The following is a 19,511-nucleotide window of genomic DNA, read 5'->3' on the forward strand; positions in this document are numbered from 1 at the left end:
TCAACTTTTACCACCATGAATAAATTATGCTACTGGAAATGGAGTATTTTTTTACTCCCGTGGCTACCCGTTCCCACGGATAGTTTTGCCCAGACGCTGGCTTTTCACCAGTCAGCCCAGCAGTCAGCGGTAAAACGGCCGGCTACGCTCAAGCTCCGTGATGCCATCCTGCTCCTGCGTGATCGGTACCGGGTTAACGTTTTATTTGAAGAAAAGCTACTGGATGGCTTCAGTGTCAGCGAAGACGCGATTAACAAAACAAAAAGTATTGACGACAATCTGAATGCGTTGCTGCACGCTCATGGTCTGCAGTTTCAGCGTATCAAGAAAAATACGTACCTGATTTATTCGACTAAAACGTCGGCGATTGGTCTGGAGCGCAAACCTGCTGGGAGTGTCAGCAGCATCTCGCATCCCAACGCAGTGCTGCCCGTTGCGCCGGTTTCCCTGAACCGGGCCGTGGAGCTGCTCCCGAACGAGAAGGGACAGGTCCAGGTCAGCGGGCGGGTCACCGACGAAAACGGTCAGGGGCTGCCGGGCGTTAACGTCATCGAAAAAGGCACCCAGAACGGAACCTCTACCTCGGCCACCGGCGCGTATACCCTGTCGGTTTCGGGCCCGGAAAGTGTCCTGTTGTTTTCGTTTATCGGCTATGTAACCGGTGAAGCGGCAGTAGGGGATAAAAGTGTTGTCAATATTTCGCTGAAACCGGATGAGCAGACCCTGAAAGAAGTGGTGGTGACGGCGATTGGCCTGGAACGCAGTCGCAAGTCGCTGGGTTATTCGGTGCAGAAGGTCGACAGTGAGGAGCTGGTCAACTCCCGCGAAACCAGCGTGGCTTCGGCCCTGAGTGGCAAGGCCGCCGGGGTGCAGGTGACGACTTCATCGGGCGCTGTCGGCAGTGCCGCCCAGATTCGTATCCGGGGCAGTGCTTCGCTGACCGGCAACAACAGCCCGCTGTTTGTGGTCGATGGTGTCCCCATCGACAACGGGCAAAACCGGACGCTGAGTGGGGGCGATGGCAATGCGGGGGTGGTGCATTCCAATCGTTCCATTGACGTTAATCCCGACGATATCGAAACCATGACCGTTCTGAAAGGGCCGGCAGCAACGGCTTTGTACGGGATTCGGGCCGCAGCCGGAGCCATCATCATCACGACGAAACGGGGATCGCGGTCGGCCGTCAAACAGTCCAGAATATCGCTTTCCTCTTCGTATATCGTCAACGAAATCAACCGGTTACCCAAATGGCAGGATAAATACGCCCAGGGAGCCGAAGTGAACGGCGTACCCCAGTACCGCGACCCCAGCACGGGCGTCATTACTTCTTTTGGGCCGGAACACAGTTCGTTAACGTACTCCAGTCAGCCCAGCCGCTTTTCCAATCAGGGCCTCATCGTTCCCCGTACCGACCCATCGTCCAACGGCATACCGGTTCAGGCATTCGATAATTTTGGCAACTTTTTTGTCAAAGGAAGTACGTTCGACAATCACCTCAGTTTTTCGGGTGGGGGCGAAAATTCAAACTATTACTTCTCGCTGGGCAAACTGAAGCAGAAAGGGATCATCCCCACGGAGGAATTTGACCGGCTGACGTTTAAAATGAGCGGAGATCTTTCGCTGACCAAGAAACTGAACGTTTCCGGCTCGGTGACCTATAGCAAAACCGGCGGAACACGCGCCCAGCAGGGCTCCAATTCGTCGGGGGTCATTATGGGCTTAATGCGGGCACCGTTTACGTTTGATAATACCAACGGGTACAGCGACCCGCTGAATGAACCGCTTGCTTATTCGTTACCAGACGGTTCGCAACGGAATAGCGGGGGCAACATCGGTGGGTATGATAACCCCTTCTGGTCGGTTAAGAAAAACCAGTACAAAGACGAAGTGGACCGGGTGATCGGTTTCATGCAGTCGGACTACGAAGTGTTACCCTGGCTGAAGCTGATGGGTCGTCTGGGACTGGATATGTACAACGACAACCGGCTCGAAGCGTTTAGCAAAAACTCCCGGGGGTTGGTCGCGGGCCGGGTTAGCCAGGAAAATTACCTCCAGCGGGCGATCAATTCCGACCTGATTCTAACGGCCAATCGCCGGTTGACCGAAGACCTGGACCTGACGGTTTTGCTGGGCCACAACTATTTCAACCGCACCGAGCGACGGCAAACCACGACCGGTTCCGGCCTGAATATCCCGGATTTCTTTAACCCATCCGGAGCCTCTACGCTGACCGGGGGCACCAATCTGGCCCGCCGGAAGCTGAACGCGGCCTATGGTGATGTGCGGTTAACATACCGGAACTACCTGTTTCTCAACTTTACGGGACGGAACGAGTGGTCGTCAACCCTGCCGAAGGAAAACAGTTCCTTCTTCTATCCGTCCATCAGCGCCAGCTTTGCCTTTACGGATGCTTTTAACATTAAAAGCAACTGGCTGACGGCGGGAAAGCTACGAGCCTCGTACGCCCAGGTAGGGAACGATTCACCGATCTACTCGCTGTACAACACCTACAGCCCGGCTTCGATCAATGCCACCCTGATTACCTCCGGCGGTATTCTGTTTCCGTTCCAGAACCAGCTGGGGCTAACCGTTGGCAACAGTTCCGGCAACCCGCAGCTACGACCGGAAATCCGGGTTTCCAGCGAATTTGGGGGTGAATTCCGGTTTTTGAAAAACCGCCTTGGTGTAGACTTGACCTACTACAACTCAATCAGTAAAGACCTGATCGTTTCCGTACCACTTCCCAACTCGTCCGGATTTACGAGCACCATCCGTAATGTGGGCGAAATTTCCAACAAAGGCTGGGAGGTTGTCGTGGATGCCACTCCGGTAGAGACTGGTAAGTTTACCTGGAATCTGGCACTGAACTGGAGCCGGAATGTTAGTCTGGTGAAGGAAATTGCCGACGGAATCGAAAGCATCGGCGTTACCTCGGTGGGGCCGCTGGGCCAGATCCGGCTGGTGAAAGGACAACCGTTTGCCGTCATCTACGGAAATGATTTTGTGCGGGATGCGCAGGGACGGGTGGTCATCGACGATGCCCGGTACATGGCCGATGGCAAAACGCTCAACGCCAACTACGGTTTTCCGTCCCGCGATCCGAATCCGAAACCCATCGGTAACACGAATCCGAAATGGATTGCCGGTTTGCGGAATACCTTCCAGTACGGTAATTTCAGTTTGACCACGCTGCTGGATGCCCGGTACAAATTTGACATCTACAACGGGACCCTCGGTTCGATGAACCAGTCCGGAACATCGAAAGAATCCGAAGACCGGTACCTCCCGACGGTTTTCGAGGGCGTCAAGAAAAGCGACGGTGGGGTCAACAATATCGAAGTGGTCAAAGGCCAGTATTGGTATACCGGCGTAGGGGGCGGTTTTGGCAGCGGGGTCAATACCCAGTTTGTGGAAGATGGTAGCTGGCTGCGGATGCGCGAACTGAACCTGAGTTACCGGCTACCCGGTAATTGGCTCAAAAAGATCGGCGTGAGCAACGCGAGCTTTACCCTGACAGGCAGGAATATATTCCTGCTGACCAACTACAGCGGTGTTGATCCGGAAACCAACCTGAATGGGGACAACAACTCGGCCGGATACGATTATTTCACCATGCCCAACACCCGTAGTTATGGCGCAGCCCTAACCCTAACCCTGTAGACGATATATTTATGAAACGCTATAAAACCATACTGATCAAAGGGTTGCTCTTGGGGAGTCTTTTCTCCTGCGACTACGGCGACCTAAATCTGAACCCCAATTTGCCGTCAACGGCACCGCTGTCGAGCCTATTGTCCGGCTCCCAGGGGGTGATAGCTTTTTCAAGTGGAGCCGACCTGGCCCAGATCACCAATACCTTTACCCAGCACCTTTCCGGCATTGTGTTACAGGCTGCTGCCTGGGACCGGTATAATGTGGACGCCGAAGCCGGAGGTCCGTTTAATACCTTCTATGCCGGTCCCATGCAGGACCTGAGTACGCTGATCCGGCAGGCGCAGGACACAAAGGCAAATGGCTACGAAGGCATTGGCAAAATTCTGATGGCGTATAGCCTGGGAACGATGACGAGTCTGTACGGGGATATCCCGTATAGCGATGCTTTAAAGGGGGCTGTCAATCCGTATCCGAAGTTCGATAGCCAGGAGAGCATTTATCAGCAGATTCAAACCCTGCTCGACGAGGGGATTACGTTGTTGAAATCGGCTGACGCGACCAATAGCCCGGGCAATGACGACCTGATCTACAAAGGCAACCTGCCCAAATGGATCGCGGCTGCCTATACCTTTAAAGCCCGTTATGCGCTGCACCTGAGCAAAGCGAACCCTGAAGCGGCATCCAAAGCACTGGCTGCCCTGTACGACGGCACCACCTATCGCGGAATCGCGCGGACTGCTGACGACTGTGACTTCAACTTCGGAACCGGGGTCACCGAATCAAACCCCTGGTCGCAACTCGTGCAACAGCGCAACGATTTCCGGTTAGGGAAACAATTTGTGGATTTGTTGAAAGTGACACCCGCCGACCCGCGTTTACCGCTTTTTGCCAAACCGAATGCCGCCAGCTCCTATTCAGGCAGTCCCGCAGGACAGGGCCAGGCCACCGATTCGCAGATTGGCTCTTATTTTACAACCGCCACGACACCGGTTTCTCTGATCACCTACGCCGAAGCAAAATTCATTGAAGCCGAAGCCCGGTTACGGGTAAACGGAACGGATGTGCAGGCCGAAACCGCCTTGAAGGCGGCCATTTCAGCCTCGGTTGAGAAGGTCACCAAAGGGGCGGTTCCAGCCGCCGACCTGACCGCTTTTGTGGCCAATCGCGGCACGTTCACGGGCGATGCGGCCAACCGGCTCCGTCAGGTGATTACCCAGAAATACATTGCGTTATTCACCCAGCCGGAAGTCTGGACCGACTGGCGCCGAACCGGTTATCCGGCCTTGCAACCCGCCTTTGGTGGCACCAACGGCCTGAATCCTGGCGGTGAGATTCCCCGGCGATTGCCTGTGCCGCTGGGCGAACGACTGAATAACCCGAGTGCCCCGAAAGATAACCCGAGTGTTCAGACACCCCGGTTCTATTGGGACAAGTAACCCATTTTCCTAAACCCTTGACCAAAATCTCATGAAGCAATCGTTTGTGTTCGTTATTGGATTCATCAGTACGCTGTTGATGGTTTCCTGCGGGGGCGAGAAGAAAGCACCGGACCTTAAAATTACTGCTGATTTCCCCGGTGGTAACATTACCGTCGATTCCATTCGGGGGAATACGGTTTACCTCCAGCCCGACCTGCGCGATACCGACCATCCCTGGTTTTACTGGTATTATGCCGTAAAAAGTAACCAGAGCGATAGTGTACGGTTTGTATTTGATACCAAAGACTGCCTGACCATCAAAGGCCCCGCCGTAAGCCGGGATGGCGGTAAAACCTGGGCGTGGCTGTTTGACGGAACGGTTTCCGTCAATGAGTTTACCGCCTACCTGAAAGCCGATGAGGAAATTCGGTTTAGCATGGGAATGCCGTATACGCAGGCGAATTTCGACGCCTTTATCGAGCCGTACCGGACGCACGCTTCCGTCCGGCTGGATACGCTCTGTGTGACGCCCAAAGGCCGCGCAACGGAACGAATCATTATCCGTCCGACGACGGCCGCGAAGCAGAAAGTTCTCCTGACGGCCCGGCACCACGCCTGCGAGATGATGGCCAATTACGTCATAGAAGGAATGCTTTCTGCCATTCTCTCCGACGATCCGGTCATGAGCAAGCTCCGCGAATCAACGGAGTTCTGGGTGATTCCTTTTATCGATAAAGACGGGGTAGAAGACGGGGATCAGGGCAAATACCGCGCCCCCCGCGACCATAACCGCGATTATGATGGCAAGAGCCTGTATTGCAGTACCGCTGCGCTTCGGGAGCAGGTGCCCAGCTGGAGTAATAACCAACTGAAAGTTATGATGGATTTGCACTGTCCCTGGATAAAAGGTCCGCTGAATGAAGTGATTTATCTGGTTGGTTCGTCAAAACCGGCGATCGAGAAACAACAGCGGGTTTTTATGGATCAAATTGCGGCTCACAATGAAGGGCCGTTGAAATTTGATAGGGCTCAGGGACTGGTTGCGTACGGAACGGCGTGGAACACGGCAAAAAATACAACCCAGGGCATGTCATCCACGCAGTGGGCGGCCACCGTGCCGGGAATCAAACTCGCCAGTTCATTTGAGATTCCGTATTCCGTTCACAACAAAGAGCCCATGACGGCCGAAAACTCCCGGCTTTTTGGCCGGGATATGGCCTTTGCATTAGCCGGTTACCTGAATCAGCTTTAGGGGCCGCGCGGAGGGGGACATTGTGCGCGACGCTTGTCCGGCTCTCCTTCCAGGGTTCCGTTGGGACAAAAAAGGGACTGATGCCTTCGAAACGGTAAACGATGAATTAAAAGGCGGCCGCCCGTTCATCGTTTACCGGTCCGAAGGCATCAGTTCTCGTGTACACCGGCGGACAATGGAAATGTACGAATTCGGACAGAAGACATTTTTTTGTTATATAATTATCTGTAAATCAATGATTTTCTGGCGCGGCATGAAAGTTGAGCGGGTGTTTTCAGCCTAACCTCTACTGACAGATCCGATGCTGCGTAATTACCTGACCATTGCCTGGCGAAATATCCGGAAGGATAAATTCTACAGCCTGATTAATATTCTGGGCCTGACCATCGGCGTGACCTGTGGCCTGTTGCTGCTGCTCTACGTGACCGATGAACTGAGTTACGACCGTCATCATCAAAAAGCCGATCAGATTTACCGCATTGTCTCGTACATCACCGAGCCGGACAAGATCAACAATTGGGCAAGCACGCAGCCCCCCCTGGCGAAATCGCTGAAACAGGATTATCCCTTCGTGGAAAACTACGTGCGGTTTTTTCCCAATGGCCGGGTAGCCTTTCGGAAGGGGGAGAAGCGGTTTTACGAAGAAGATGTCTACGCGGCCGACTCCACGGTGTTCGACGTATTTACCCATACATTCATCGAGGGCGACCCCAAAACCGCGCTCGCCCGGCCCGGCAGCGTGGTGCTGACTGAGAAAACCGCCCGGAAATTTTTCGGGGAGAGCAGTGCGCTGGGCCAGACGCTGCGAACCAACGACACGACGTCCTATCAGGTGACGGGCGTGATTGAGGACGTGCCCCGGAACTCCCATTTTACGTTCAACGCGCTGTTGTCGCTGAGCCCAAATGAGCGGCAGGCCAACGGCTGGGGCGGTTTTTACATCCTTAGTTACCTGGTTCTGCCGAAAAACTTCGATACGAACATTCTGGAAAGCAAGTTTCCGCAGCTGTACGACAAAAACATGGCGTCGATCTTCAAACGGATGGGGATCAAGATCACGTATCGATTGCAGCCATTGACGAGTATTCACCTGTATTCAAAAATGGACGGGGAAGTGGGGGGCGACATCAGTTATGTATACATTTTCAGTGCGGTGGCTTTCTTTATGTTGCTGTTAGCCAGCATTAATTACATGAACCTCGCCACCGCCCGCTCGGCCAAACGATCCAAGGAAGTGGGCCTGCGGAAAGTGATGGGGTCGCTCCGGAACGCATTGATGGCCCAGTTCCTGACGGAGTCGGTGCTGATGACGGTACTGGCGCTGACGGCCAGTTTTGTGCTGGTGGCCCTGGCCTTGCCGTTTTTCAATACCGTGTCGGGCAAAGAGATTCAGTTTCGGGAATTGCTACAACCCCAGTTTTTACTGATTGCGCTGGTCATTGTGTTGTTTACCGGTTTCATCAGCGGCAGTTATCCCGCCTTTTACCTGTCTTCCTTCGAGCCCGCAACGGTGTTGAAAGGATCGTTCAACGCCAAAGGCGGCAGTTTTTTCCGGAAAACGCTGGTGGTTGTTCAGTTCGCCATTTCGCTGATTATGCTGATCTGTACCTGGATCGTCTATGACCAGTTGAATTACATGCGGGACAAGGATATGGGGTATAACCGGGAGCAGGTGCTAACGATTGATTACCAGGATCGCCAGCCCCGCGATCGCTATGACCTGCTGCGCCACACGCTGTTGTCGAATCCGAACATCCGGCGTGTGGCCACGGCCTCGTCGCCTACCAGCAACATTGGCGGGCGGATTATTTTTGGGGTTGAATCCAATGCAGGTCTGAAAGAAATGGGCTTCAAACCGATGGGCATTGACCACGATTACCTCCAAACGATGGGCATGAAGGTGGTGGCCGGGCGCGATTTTTCGGATAAAATTCCCGCCGATACAAGCAATGGCGTGCTGGTGAACCAGGCCGCCGTTAAACGCATGGGCTGGAAGGAACCGATCGGCAAAAAAGTGCTGCTGGGTGGCTTGCCGCAGGCCGGTCAACCGGCTCCGCCGGAGGCCAGGGTGGTGGGCGTGGTGAAGGACTTCCACCAGCAGTCGCTCTACAGCCCCATCGAACCGATGATCATGCTGTATCGCCCGAACAACGGGGTTATTCACATTAAAATTGACGCGAAAAACGCCGACAAAACCGTTGCGTTTATCGGCCAGAAATGGCGCGAAACGTATCCCGACCGCTTGTTTGAATACCGGTTTCTGGACCAGGATTTTGAATCGGCCTACCGCGCCGACGAACTTCGGGGCCGAATTTTTACGGCGTTCTCGGGACTGACCATCCTGATTGCCTGTCTGGGGCTGTTCGGGCTGGCCACGTTCACGACCGAGCAGCGCGTAAAAGAAATCGGCGTTCGGAAAGTAATGGGGGCTTCGGTGTCGAGCGTGGTCCTGCTGCTTTCGAAAGACTTTACAAAACTGGTGCTATTTTCGTTTCCGATTGCCATTCCGGTAGCCTGGTACGCAATGTATCGCTGGTTGCAGCATTTTCCGTATAAAACCGGCATCGACGTCGGCGTGTTCGTTGCGGCCTGTGTTCTCACGTTGCTGATTTGCTGGATGACCGTCGTGTATCAATCGATTAAAGCCGCCATTGCCAATCCGGTTACTTCGCTACGCTCAGAGTGAGAAGTGAAGAGTTATGAGTTAGCTACCGCAGCGCAACTCTTCACTCATAAAGCACAACTCTTCATTCATAATTAATTCAGTTATGTTCAAAAACTACCTTAAAATTGTCCTGCGGAATCTGGCTAAACACCGGTTTTATTCCGTCATTAAAATTGCCGGGCTTGCCGTGGGGCTGGCGGCTGGCATCCTGATTGCCCTGTTTGTGTACGAAGATTTTTCGTACGACGGTTTTAATGCGAAGAAAGACCGGATTGTGCGTATCCTGACCATCGACCAGGCTGAGGGCGTCAAGAGCAAGCTGGTAGGCGTGAGCTATCCCGGTTTGGCACCGGCCATTACGCGCGATCTGCCCGAAGTGGTCAACAGTGTCCGGATTTCGAACCAGGGGCGGGTGCCACTGAAGGTGGGCGAGACGCTCATCAGCTCCGAAGGGACCTTCCGCACCGAAAGTTCTTTCTTCGAGATTTTCGATTACAAGGTACTCAGTGGACCGTCGAAGGGCATTCTGGATGAACCGCAAACCGTCGTTCTGACGACAACGCTGGCAAAAAAACTGTTTGGGAATACGGATCCCCTGGGAAAAACCATTCAGTCGGGCACGCAGAATTTCAAGGTAAAGGCCGTTATGGCCGACCCGCCGACCAATTCGCACCTGCAGTTCGACATGCTGCGGTCGATGGTGCCCGCGCAGGGCGATTCGAGTTACGCCCAGTTTCTGAATTCCTTCAACGGCATCAGCGTTTACAGCTACCTGCTGCTGGACCGCCCCCGCGACCTGAATACGATCATTCCGAAACTGAAACAGGTGGCGGATAAAAACCAGGGCTACGCGTTTTTTGTCCCGACCCTGCAGTATCTGGAAGACGTTCACCTCCATTCGGGAGAGATTCTGTTCGAACACAATACAAACAAAACCGACGCGGCCAACCTGTACGTGCTGGCAACCATTGCCCTGCTGGTGGTGTTGCTGGCTGCGGTCAACTTCATGAATCTGGTGACGGCACACGCCACCGGGCGGGCCAAGGAAGTCGGTTTGCGGAAGGTTGTCGGCGCCGTTCGGTCACAACTCATCGGGCAGCATTTGCTGGAATCGGTGGTAGTGACCGTCCTTTCGGCAGTGCTGGCACTCGCGCTGGCGGCCGGGGCCTTGCCCATTCTGAACACGATTTATCAACGAAATGCCCGATTGGGAGCCCTGTTCAATCCTTCGGTGATGCTCGGAATAACCGGTTTTGTGCTGATCCTTGGCGTCCTGGCAGGTAGCTATCCGGCGTTTGTGCTGTCGAAGTTCCGACCGGTGACGGTGCTGAAGGGCGCTTTCAAGAATACCGACAGCGGGATCCGGTTGCGGCAGTCACTGGTGATTATTCAGTTCACAATTTCCATTGCGCTGATGGTGGGAACGGGGGTGGTTTTCCGGCAGATGAACTTTATTCAGAACAAAGACCTGGGCTTCAGTCGCGAACAGGTCGTTACGATTCCGTTTAAGGGACAGGCTGCGATTGGCCGCGCCCGGACATTCCAGGCCGAGTTGAAGCAAAATCCGCATATTTTGGGTACCGGTACCACCACAAATCGAATGGGGCAGCAACTGGGTCGTACCAACTTTGTACCGGAAGGAAAACCGACCACCACCAATTATATCGCGAGTGTGATGGCGGTCGATGAATCGTTTGTGCCGACGATGGGGATGAAAATCCGGAAAGGCCGCAACTTCTCCCTCGATTTGCCGGCCGACTCGGCCTCGTCCATGCTGATCAACGAAGAAATGGCGCGGCTGCTCAACTGGAACGATCCGATCGGAAAAATCATCCGGCTGCCGACTGGCCCTAATCCAACGGATGCGACGGCCTATACGGTAGTGGGTTTGATCAAAGACTTTAATTTTGCCACCATCCGGCACAAGGTCGAACCCTTGCTTATGCTTTACAACAAAAACAACAATCAACTGGCCGTCAAAATCAATACCGCCAATGCGCCCGAAACGCTGGCGTTCATCGAAAAAACCTGGAAACGCATCAATCCCGAAACGCCCTACGAATACAGTTTTCTGGATGAGGATTTTGGGAAACTCTACCGGAGTGAACAGGCCTTCGCGACCATGTTCAGTCATTTTACGGTGTTGGCGTTATTCATTGCGGTGTTGGGTCTGTTCGGGTTGGCGGCTTTTACGGCCGAGCAACGCCGGAAAGAAATCGGCATTCGCCGGGTGCTGGGGGCCGAAACCGGGTCGTTGCTGTATCTGCTGTCCCGCGAATTCATCCGGCTGGTGCTGGTTGCCTTCGTCATTGCGTCTCCGTTAGCCTGGTATTTGATGAACCGCTGGCTGGACGGGTTTGCCTACCGTACCGACCAGAGTGCCATTCTCTTTGTGATAGCGGGTGTAGCCGCCGTGCTGGTCACCCTGATTACAGTCAATCTTCAGGTCTTTAAAACCGTCACCACCAATCCCGTGAAATCACTTCGCTCGGAGTGAGGAATGATAAATAAAGAGTGAAAAGTTAATGGGCCAGCCAACCGCCGGGCGGCCCCGTCTTACTGCTCAACTCATAACGCTCAAAATGCTAACCAACTACCTCAAAATCGCCATTCGTACCCTCCGCAAGCAGCGGGGATTCACCTTCATCAACGTCTTTGGACTGGCCTTGGGCCTGGCCTGTTGTCTGCTGATTACGCTGTATGTCGTGGATGAACTGAGCTACGACCGGTTTCACGAAAAAGCCGACCGGATTTACCGGATCAACGCCGACATCAAGTTTGGCGGAAACGACATGCGGATGGCCGTATCGCCCGACCCGATGGGACCGACCCTGTTGAAGGACTACCCGCAGGTCGAGAATTTCGTGCGGTTACACCACCGGGGTGACTGGCTGGTCAAACGCGCGGGGCAGCCGAATAATCTGCGGGAAAAAGACATCATTTTTGCGGATTCGACACTTTTTGATGTGTTTACGTTACCGCTGGTGGCGGGTGATGCGAAACGGGCCCTGACGGAGCCCAATACCGTCGTAATCAGCGAATCGGCCGCCAAACGGCATTTCGGTAATCAGAATCCGGTAGGGCAAACGCTGGTGTTTGATAATCAATTGACCTGCCGGGTAACGGGTGTCATGCGGAACATGCCCACCAATTCCCACTTCCGGACCGATTTTTTCCTCTGTATGCGGAGTGATAATTACGACTGGGGACGGTGGCTGAGTAACAATCATTATACGTACATCCTGCTAAAGGAAGGAGTTGATCCGCAGACGTTCAGCCGTAATTTCGAAACCGTGATTCAGAAATACGTTGGGCCACAGGCGGTGCAGTTCATCGGAACCACCGTCGATCAGTTCCGCAAAGCGGGCAACCGGATGAACTATTGGATGATTCCATTGACGGATATCCATTTACACTCCAGGCAGAACATTGAAATCGCCCCGAACAGTGATATGCAGTATGTGTATGTTTTCTCGGCGGTGGCGGTTTTCATCCTGCTGATTGCCTGCATTAACTTCATGAACCTCTCGACGGCTCGTTCGGCCAATCGGGCGAAGGAGGTGGGCGTGCGGAAAGTGCTGGGATCGGTGCAGCGGCAGTTAATTGGGCAGTTTATGACCGAATCGGTGCTGATGGCCGTGCTGGCGATGGGATTAGCGCTGATTATCGTGACCCTGGTGGTGCCATTCTTCAATGAAATTTCGGCCAAACAACTGACCATCGATAGCGTATTTTCTCCGCAATTTCTGCCGGTTTTGGTGGGGTTGCCTCTGGTGGTTGGTTTGCTGGCGGGCAGTTATCCGGCCTTTTTCCTGTCGTCGTTCCGGCCTATCAGCGTGCTGAAAGGACGCCTTAACCTGGGGCTGAAAAGCGCCGGTTTGCGCAGCGGGCTGGTGGTCTTTCAGTTTATGATGTCGGTCATTCTGATTGTGGGCACGATGGTGGTCTATCGGCAGATCAACTTTATTCAGACCACCAAGCTGGGTTTCAACCGCGATCAGGTGCTGACAATCAACGATGCGTATGCCCTGGAAAACCAGGCGGAAGCTTTTCGGGATGAGGTGCTGAAACTGCCCGGCGTTGCGTCGGGTTCGGTGTCCGGTTATCTGCCGGTACCTTCGAACCGGAGCGATAGTCCCCTGTTTCCGGAGGGCCAGATCGAGCAGAACAAGGCGGTTTCAACTCAGCAGTGGGAAGTCGATTACGACTACATTCCCACGCTCGGAATGGAGGTGAAACAGGGCCGGAATTTTTCGCGGGAGTTCGGGGCCGATTCCACGGCGGTTATTCTGAACGAAACCGCCGTCAAGATTTTCGGTTTTAAAGACCCGATCGGAAAACGGCTGTCGCGGATGATGGACAACGAGGGCAAAGTCATGAAATCCTACACGGTAATCGGGGTGGTAAAAAATTTCCATTTCGAATCGTTGCGGCAGAATATTGGTTCGGTAGCCCTGTTTATGGAGCCGAACCGGGGGGCTATTTCATTCCGGCTTAACGGCCAGGATATTCCGGCGGTGGTCCGCCAGATCGAGGCCAAGTGGCGGCAACTGGCGCCAGGAATGCCCTTTACGTATTCCTTTCTGGAAGACAGTTTCGATGCGATGTACCGCGCCGAGCAGCGCGTGGGCCAGATTGTGCTGACGTTCTCGGTGCTGGCCATTCTGATTGCCTGCCTGGGCCTGTTCGGGCTGGCGGCTTTCATGGCCGAGCAGCGTACCAAGGAAATTGGCGTTCGCAAGGTGCTGGGTGCCAGTACGGTCAGCATTATCGGGCTGTTGTCAAAAGACTTTCTGAAACTGGTGCTGATTGCCATTCTCATCGCTACGCCGATTGCGTGGTACGGCATGAACCAGTGGCTGGAAGATTTTGCCTATAAAATTGATGTCCCCTGGTGGGTGTTTGCCGTAGCGGGCCTTGTCGCCGTCTTGATTGCGTTTGTAACGGTTTCATTCCAATCCATCAAAGCCGCTCTGACAAATCCCGTCAAGAGTTTGCGAGCGGAGTAAACCGGCAGACGGATATCCGCCGTCCGTTCTCGGACAAATTAGGAAAATTGTCTTTGGAGTAATGGATTGATTATTAGTGTTTTAACTTATGTGGTATATTATTTGAGAACCGTATAAAGGAAGCGGTGCAACGGACGGTCCGTCGCGTGCATCCTTGTCACAAACCCCTTAAACATCTCAAACAAATACCATGAAACGCTCATCTTTCCTCTTAACAACCCTTTTCGCCCTGCCCTTCGCCATCCAGAGCCTGGCTCAGGATAAAGACGAAGCTCCTTACGATACTAAAAACTTTTCCGGTAATCTCAGCAACGTTCGGGTAGAAACGTCGGGGGGGAGCATTACCGTCGACGGTAATCAGTCGAGTGGGGTCAAGGTTGAAATGTACGTACGGCCCAACAACTGGCCGAGCAATAAAGTATCAAAGGAAGAAATTGAAGAACGCCTGAAAGAGTACGATATCAAAATGGCGGTCGAAGGGAATACCGTCGTTGCCACCGCTAAACGGAAAGGCCGGAACAACTGGGACTGGAAGCGTTCGTTGAGCATCGCTTTTAAAGTCTACACGCCTAAAAACTTTGCGACCGATCTGCACACCAGCGGGGGCAGCATTCGGATTAGTAATCTGGTGGGGACCCAGAATTTTGCGACCAGCGGGGGGAGTCTGCACCTGAGCAGCATAGAGGGATTGATTAAAGGCCGGACCTCGGGCGGCAGCATTCACCTGGATCGTTGCCGGAAAGACATTGATCTGGCAACCAGCGGGGGCTCCATCCACGCCGAAGATTCCGACGGCAACCTGAATTTACGGACCTCGGGCGGCAGCGTTAACCTCACTAACCTGAGTGGCCGGGTCAATGCCCATACCAGTGGTGGCAGTGTGAAGGGCGAAGGCGTAAAAGGCGAGTTGGTGGCCGGTACCTCGGGCGGTTCCGTCCGGCTGTACAATATTTCGGGGAGTGTTGAAGCCAGCACCAGCGGTGGCGGTATGGATGTCGAAATTACGAAGCTGGGCGAATACGTCCGGCTGTCGGGTGGCCCGGGCAGCGTCAATGTTAGAATGCCGCTGGATCAGGGCATCGACCTGGATCTTTCCGGAAACCGGGTTGACATTCCCCTGAGCAAGTTCGACGGAACGGTTGAGAAAGACCGGGTCCGCGGTCGGCTGAACGGGGGCGGAGTCCCCGTCCGGATTTCGGCCGGCAGTGGCAGCGTACGCGTAAACAGGTAAGAGTTATGAGTGAAGAGTGATGAGTTGGCTGACGCGTGCTTGTGTGCGTCAGCCAACTCATCACTCTTCACTCATAACTCTCTTTCTTGTCCGTTTGTGAACAAAAGAGTGTCCGGTGACGGACACTCTTTTGTTTTTTATAGGGCTATTTTGTTCATTACCAGCATTTTGTTTTTCTGGCATAAGCCTTGAGTCCTGGTAAGCAATTCGTTCATCCGACACTTTATGTTTCGTAATTACGTCGTCATCGCTTTTCGAAATCTCTGGAAACACCGGCTGTTTTCGTTCATTAACATCTTCGGTCTGGCGTCAGGGATGATGGTGTGCCTGCTGGCGTTGATCGACATCAAGGGCGCGTTTGATTACGGCAATTTTCACCCGCATTCGGATCGGACGTACCGGATTTTGACTGATGTTACCAGCAGTGACAACCAGATGGCGGCTTTTGCCTCCACGCCCCTCCCGCTGGCCAACGTCCTGAAACGGGAGTACGGTTTTGTGGAAAAAACCGCCCGGGTTATTCGTGATTACGCCGAATTTACCGTCGATCAAAAAAAACTGGGAGATTATTACTGCGCCGTCGATCCGGATTTTTTTACCGTTCTGGGGTATAAACTGGCCGCCGGGCAACCGGCAACGGAACCCAATACGGCGGTTTTGACCCCCCAGACGGCTGAAAGATTCTTCGGGCTGGCGAATCCGATTGGCAAGGTCATTCACACGAAAGAATACGGTTCCATCGCCATAACCGGTGTATTTCAGACTCTTCCAACCCGTTCGCACCTTCATTTCGGGTTGGTACTTTCAATGCCGACACTTTCGACAGAAAACCGGAAACGGCAACAAACCGACTGGAAACAGTATACGAGCGGTTATACGTATGTTTTGCTGAAAGAAGGGGCGCCGGCTGACCAATTTGAAAAAATATTGCCTACCATTGCCGCACGGGCTACAAAAGACATTCGCTTTGGGTCCGAAAAAGGGTATACGTTCCGGGCGCAGTCTCTGACCTCGCTCTCGCCTTCCCATGAAAGTCTGATGATGGGGACCTGGGAGCAAACCTGGGGTAAACTGGCGACCGAGATGGCGGTCGGATTGGTAACCTTATTGCTGGCGGTTTTCAATTATGTCAATCTGACCCTGGCCCGGTCGCTGAGCCGCGCCCGCGAAGTCGGTATCCGGAAAGTGTCGGGGGCTGTCCGCTGGCAACTGATGGCTCAGTTTATGGCCGAGTCAGTGATGTTGTCGGTGTTCGCGTTGGGTGTTGCTTACCTGCTCCTGATGCTGATCGAACCGATGCCATTTGTGCAGCAATGGCTGATTGGGGGCGTGGAACTGAGTACCAGCCTCTGGGTGGTTTTTGTCGGATTCAGTATGGCGACCGGTTTGCTGGCGGGATTTGTTCCGGCGCGCGTATTGTCCGGTTTTCGCCCGGCGCAGGTGTTGCGGAGCCAGACCGGTTTGAAGGTGTTTAAAGGAATTACTCTTCGGAAATCCTTGATTGTGGCCCAGTTTGCCATTGCCCTGATCGCCATGATTGCGCTGTTGTCGATGGCGCGGCAACAAAATTACATGGCGACGGCGGACTACGGTTTTCGGAGCGAAGGCATTTTAAATATTCCCCTGAACACGGTTCCTTACCAGCGGCTGGCGAATGAACTCAACCGCATACCGGGGGTGGACCGCGTATCGGCAACCTCGGAACTGTTTGGCAGTCACGGCGGAGAATACAGAAAGGTTCGCCGGCAAAAAACCGGGGGCGATTCGACGGCGGTTTTTATTACGGCCATTGATCAGCATTTTGTCGCCAATATGGACCTTACGTTGCTGGCGGGCCAGAATTTGCCGGAGATGACGACCGATACCAGCGGAGAAGGTTCGCCGGGCCGGTTTGTTCTGGTCAATGAAGAAGCGGTCAATGCCTTCCGGATGGGGAATCCACGGGAGGTTGTGGGGCAGACGTTCTGGTTGAACGACAGCACGGAGGTTCAGATCGCCGGTGTCGTAAAAAATTTCCGGTTTACCACCTTCAACTGGGCCATCAAGCCGCTGGTCCTGAGTTATCAGCCGAAGCAGTTCCGGTATGTCAATGTCCGGATTGCCGATGGTGCTCCGGAAGCGACGCTGGCTAACGTACAAAGCGTCTGGAAACGCCTGAATCCGCACCAGCCGTTTGCGGGCGAATGGTACGGGGATTTTCTCTACAAACGGCACAGTCATGAAGACGATGTTAATTTCATGGGACTGCTGACGGCGCTGGCCTTCTCCATCGCCTGTCTGGGTCTGCTCGGAATGGTTACCTACACGACCGAAACCCGCGTCAAGGAGGTCGGCATTCGGAAGGTGATGGGCGCGCAGGTTCGGCAAATCATCTGGCTGTTATCCTGGGATTTTGTTAAATTACTGCTCATTGCGGGCGGGATCGCCCTGCCGCTGGGGTATCTGGCCGGGATGGCTTTTCTGATTAATTTTGCTTACCACGTGTCGATCGGTTTTGAAACGCTGGGCGGTTGCATCGGCCTGTTGCTGGCCCTCGGCGGGCTGACCATCGGTTTTCGCACCTACCGGGCCGCGCTTTCCAATCCGGCGGATAGTTTACGAAGCGAGTAGGGAACGAAGGATGAGTTATGAATGATGAATGAAAGTGCCAGCCCCGCCATCCTTCATCATTCCCAAAATAGAGTTTACGAGTTTCAACTATACCAAATTATGATTTCACTACGGAACGTCTCCAAGTACTACCCCGCCGGTTTCGGCAAGACTTATGTGCTGCGGAACATCACACTCGATATCAACGAGGGAGAGTTTGTCTCCATCATGGGCCCGTCGGGGTCGGGGAAATCCACCCTGCTGCACATCCTGGGGATGCTGGAAGAACCATCGGAAGGGGAGTACCTCTTTTTTGACCAGCCGGTACAGAAACTGTCGGAGAAACGTCGCACCGAATTACACCGGAATTACATCGGTTTTGTGTTCCAGGCCTATCACCTGATCGACGAACTGACGGTGTACGAAAACATCGAAACACCCCTGCTTTACAAGGGGTTATCGTCGTCGGAGCGGAAAAGCCGGGTGGCCGAATTGCTCGACCGGTTTAACATGGTGGCAAAAAAAGACCTGTTCCCGACGCAGCTTTCGGGCGGTCAGCAGCAACTGGTGGGCATTGCCCGCGCCGTGGCTTCGCAGCCCAAGGTGATCTTTGCCGATGAACCCACCGGTAACCTGCACTCCGACCAGGCAAAGGAAATCATGGACCTATTCAAGAAACTGAATAAGGAAGACGGCGTCACCATCGTGCAGGTGACGCACTCGGAAGTCAATGCAGAATACGGCAACCGGATTCTGCGGCTGAAAGACGGCTGGCTCGAATCGTTCCCGGTTTCGGTGGAAGGGCAGGAGCGCTAAAGCGCCCCCCAGAGCGGTTCAAGGCGGGCGGGCGAGGGCGTATTGAATTCGTAGGGACCAACCTGTCGGATCCATTGGATGCCGCTGATGTTAGTGCAGAAAACCGCATCGGCACCGGCTAAGGCATCCGGCCGGAAAAGGCCTTCCTGAACCGTCAACCCGGATTGGGGCGCCAGGCGGAAAAGCTGACGGCGTAAAACGCCGTCGATACAGCCGCTGGCCAGTGCCGGCGTGAAGAGGTGATCCCCCTGAAGCCAGAACAGGTTCGATGCGATGCATTCGGCCAGGTGGCCGTGTGTATCCAGCAGAATCATATCGTCGGCCTGCTGCTGTTGTTTGGCAAGACCGGCCAGCACGTACGGAAGCGCGTTCAGCGTTTTGTAGGCCGAAACCGGCGAGGGCGAAAGCCGGAGGTCTTCGAAAAAACCGGCTTTTGCTTTTTCCGTAAGGGCAAAACCGGGTCCCGACCGGGCGGTGATCAGGTAATCGGCCTGAAAACCGGTCGGGGTGTACAGGCCACCGGGCTGACGCCAGACCTGGAGTTTGATGCGCGAGGTCTGGTTCTCCAGCTGGTTGGCTTGCAGGAGATCAATGATCTGGGTGTGCAGCGAATCCGGGTCGAAGGGGAGGGGAGACTGAAGGGAAAGAGCCGCCATGCCACGGTTGAGCCGGTCGTAGTGATCCGGCCAGAACCGGACTTGACGCCGTTCGTAGCGGAGGGTCTCAAACAATCCGTCACCGTATTGGAAGGCCCGGTCATTTGGCGAGAGGCAAATGGCTTCTTCCGGCAATACATCCCCATTTAAAACCACGTTCATTTGTATTTTCACCGTTTATCTAAAATAATTCATCAGTACGCAAGATACTTTGTAACATT

At 54.0% G+C, this 19,511-nt stretch carries 10 protein-coding genes; 9 read left to right on the forward strand and 1 reads right to left on the reverse strand.

The features are described from left to right. The first annotated feature begins 15 nt into the window (after window positions 1-15). From ACFPMF_RS16880 to ACFPMF_RS16920, 9 genes are all read left to right on the forward strand, one after another. Window positions 16-3,660, forward strand: a complete 3,645-nt coding sequence (locus tag ACFPMF_RS16880) for a SusC/RagA family TonB-linked outer membrane protein (protein WP_379847362.1) — start codon at window positions 16-18, stop codon at window positions 3,658-3,660. A gap of 11 nt (window positions 3,661-3,671) precedes the next feature. Further along, the gene (locus ACFPMF_RS16885; protein ID WP_379847364.1) at window positions 3,672-5,090 is read left to right on the forward strand and encodes a SusD/RagB family nutrient-binding outer membrane lipoprotein; all 1,419 of its coding nucleotides are present in this window, start codon (window positions 3,672-3,674) and stop codon (window positions 5,088-5,090) included. Between the two features lie 31 nt (window positions 5,091-5,121). Continuing rightward, window positions 5,122-6,324, forward strand: coding sequence for a M14 family zinc carboxypeptidase (locus ACFPMF_RS16890; protein ID WP_379847367.1), 1,203 nt, complete (start codon window positions 5,122-5,124; stop codon window positions 6,322-6,324). Between the two features lie 301 nt (window positions 6,325-6,625). Beyond that, a complete protein-coding gene (locus ACFPMF_RS16895) occupies window positions 6,626-9,010 on the forward strand; it encodes an ABC transporter permease (protein WP_379847370.1) in 2,385 nt (794 codons plus the stop codon). 82 nt (window positions 9,011-9,092) lie between these two features. Beyond that, entirely contained in the window at window positions 9,093-11,486 is a 2,394-nt protein-coding gene (locus tag ACFPMF_RS16900; RefSeq protein WP_379847372.1) for an ABC transporter permease, read from the forward strand. 85 nt (window positions 11,487-11,571) lie between these two features. Further along, window positions 11,572-13,998, forward strand: coding sequence for an ABC transporter permease (locus ACFPMF_RS16905; RefSeq protein WP_379847374.1), 2,427 nt, complete (start codon window positions 11,572-11,574; stop codon window positions 13,996-13,998). A gap of 190 nt (window positions 13,999-14,188) precedes the next feature. Then, window positions 14,189-15,229 (forward strand): DUF4097 family beta strand repeat-containing protein, encoded by a 1,041-nt coding sequence (locus tag ACFPMF_RS16910; protein WP_379847377.1) that lies wholly within the window; start codon window positions 14,189-14,191, stop codon window positions 15,227-15,229. Window positions 15,230-15,454: 225 nt separating this feature from the next. Then, window positions 15,455-17,839 (forward strand): ABC transporter permease, encoded by a 2,385-nt coding sequence (locus ACFPMF_RS16915; protein WP_379847379.1) that lies wholly within the window; start codon window positions 15,455-15,457, stop codon window positions 17,837-17,839. A 99-nt stretch (window positions 17,840-17,938) separates the two neighbouring features. Beyond that, the gene (locus tag ACFPMF_RS16920; RefSeq protein ID WP_379847382.1) at window positions 17,939-18,634 is read left to right on the forward strand and encodes an ABC transporter ATP-binding protein; all 696 of its coding nucleotides are present in this window, start codon (window positions 17,939-17,941) and stop codon (window positions 18,632-18,634) included. Here the strand turns inward: ACFPMF_RS16920 and ACFPMF_RS16925 are convergent. Further along, window positions 18,631-19,452 (reverse strand): aminotransferase class IV, encoded by an 822-nt coding sequence (locus ACFPMF_RS16925; protein ID WP_379847385.1) that lies wholly within the window; start codon window positions 19,450-19,452, stop codon window positions 18,631-18,633. The genes ACFPMF_RS16920 and ACFPMF_RS16925 overlap by 4 nt on opposite strands. Between the last annotated feature and the right edge of the window lie 59 nt (window positions 19,453-19,511).

This window comes from Larkinella bovis, assembly GCF_042655385.1.
GTDB classification, from domain to species: domain Bacteria; phylum Bacteroidota; class Bacteroidia; order Cytophagales; family Spirosomataceae; genus Larkinella; species Larkinella bovis.

Bases quoted from the DNA above. Each gene is read 5' to 3' on its own strand.
- ACFPMF_RS16880 (WP_379847362.1), top strand. From the start codon at position 16: ATGAATAAATTATGCTACTGGAAATGGAGTATTTTTTTACTCCCGTGG.
- ACFPMF_RS16925 (WP_379847385.1), bottom strand. From the start codon at position 19,452: ATGAACGTGGTTTTAAATGGGGATGTATTGCCGGAAGAAGCCATTTGC.
- ACFPMF_RS16895 (WP_379847370.1), top strand. From the start codon at position 6,626: ATGCTGCGTAATTACCTGACCATTGCCTGGCGAAATATCCGGAAGGAT.
- ACFPMF_RS16915 (WP_379847379.1), top strand. From the start codon at position 15,455: ATGTTTCGTAATTACGTCGTCATCGCTTTTCGAAATCTCTGGAAACAC.
- ACFPMF_RS16910 (WP_379847377.1), top strand. From the start codon at position 14,189: ATGAAACGCTCATCTTTCCTCTTAACAACCCTTTTCGCCCTGCCCTTC.
- ACFPMF_RS16900 (WP_379847372.1), top strand. From the start codon at position 9,093: ATGTTCAAAAACTACCTTAAAATTGTCCTGCGGAATCTGGCTAAACAC.
- ACFPMF_RS16905 (WP_379847374.1), top strand. From the start codon at position 11,572: ATGCTAACCAACTACCTCAAAATCGCCATTCGTACCCTCCGCAAGCAG.
- ACFPMF_RS16885 (WP_379847364.1), top strand. From the start codon at position 3,672: ATGAAACGCTATAAAACCATACTGATCAAAGGGTTGCTCTTGGGGAGT.
- ACFPMF_RS16920 (WP_379847382.1), top strand. From the start codon at position 17,939: ATGATTTCACTACGGAACGTCTCCAAGTACTACCCCGCCGGTTTCGGC.
- ACFPMF_RS16890 (WP_379847367.1), top strand. From the start codon at position 5,122: ATGAAGCAATCGTTTGTGTTCGTTATTGGATTCATCAGTACGCTGTTG.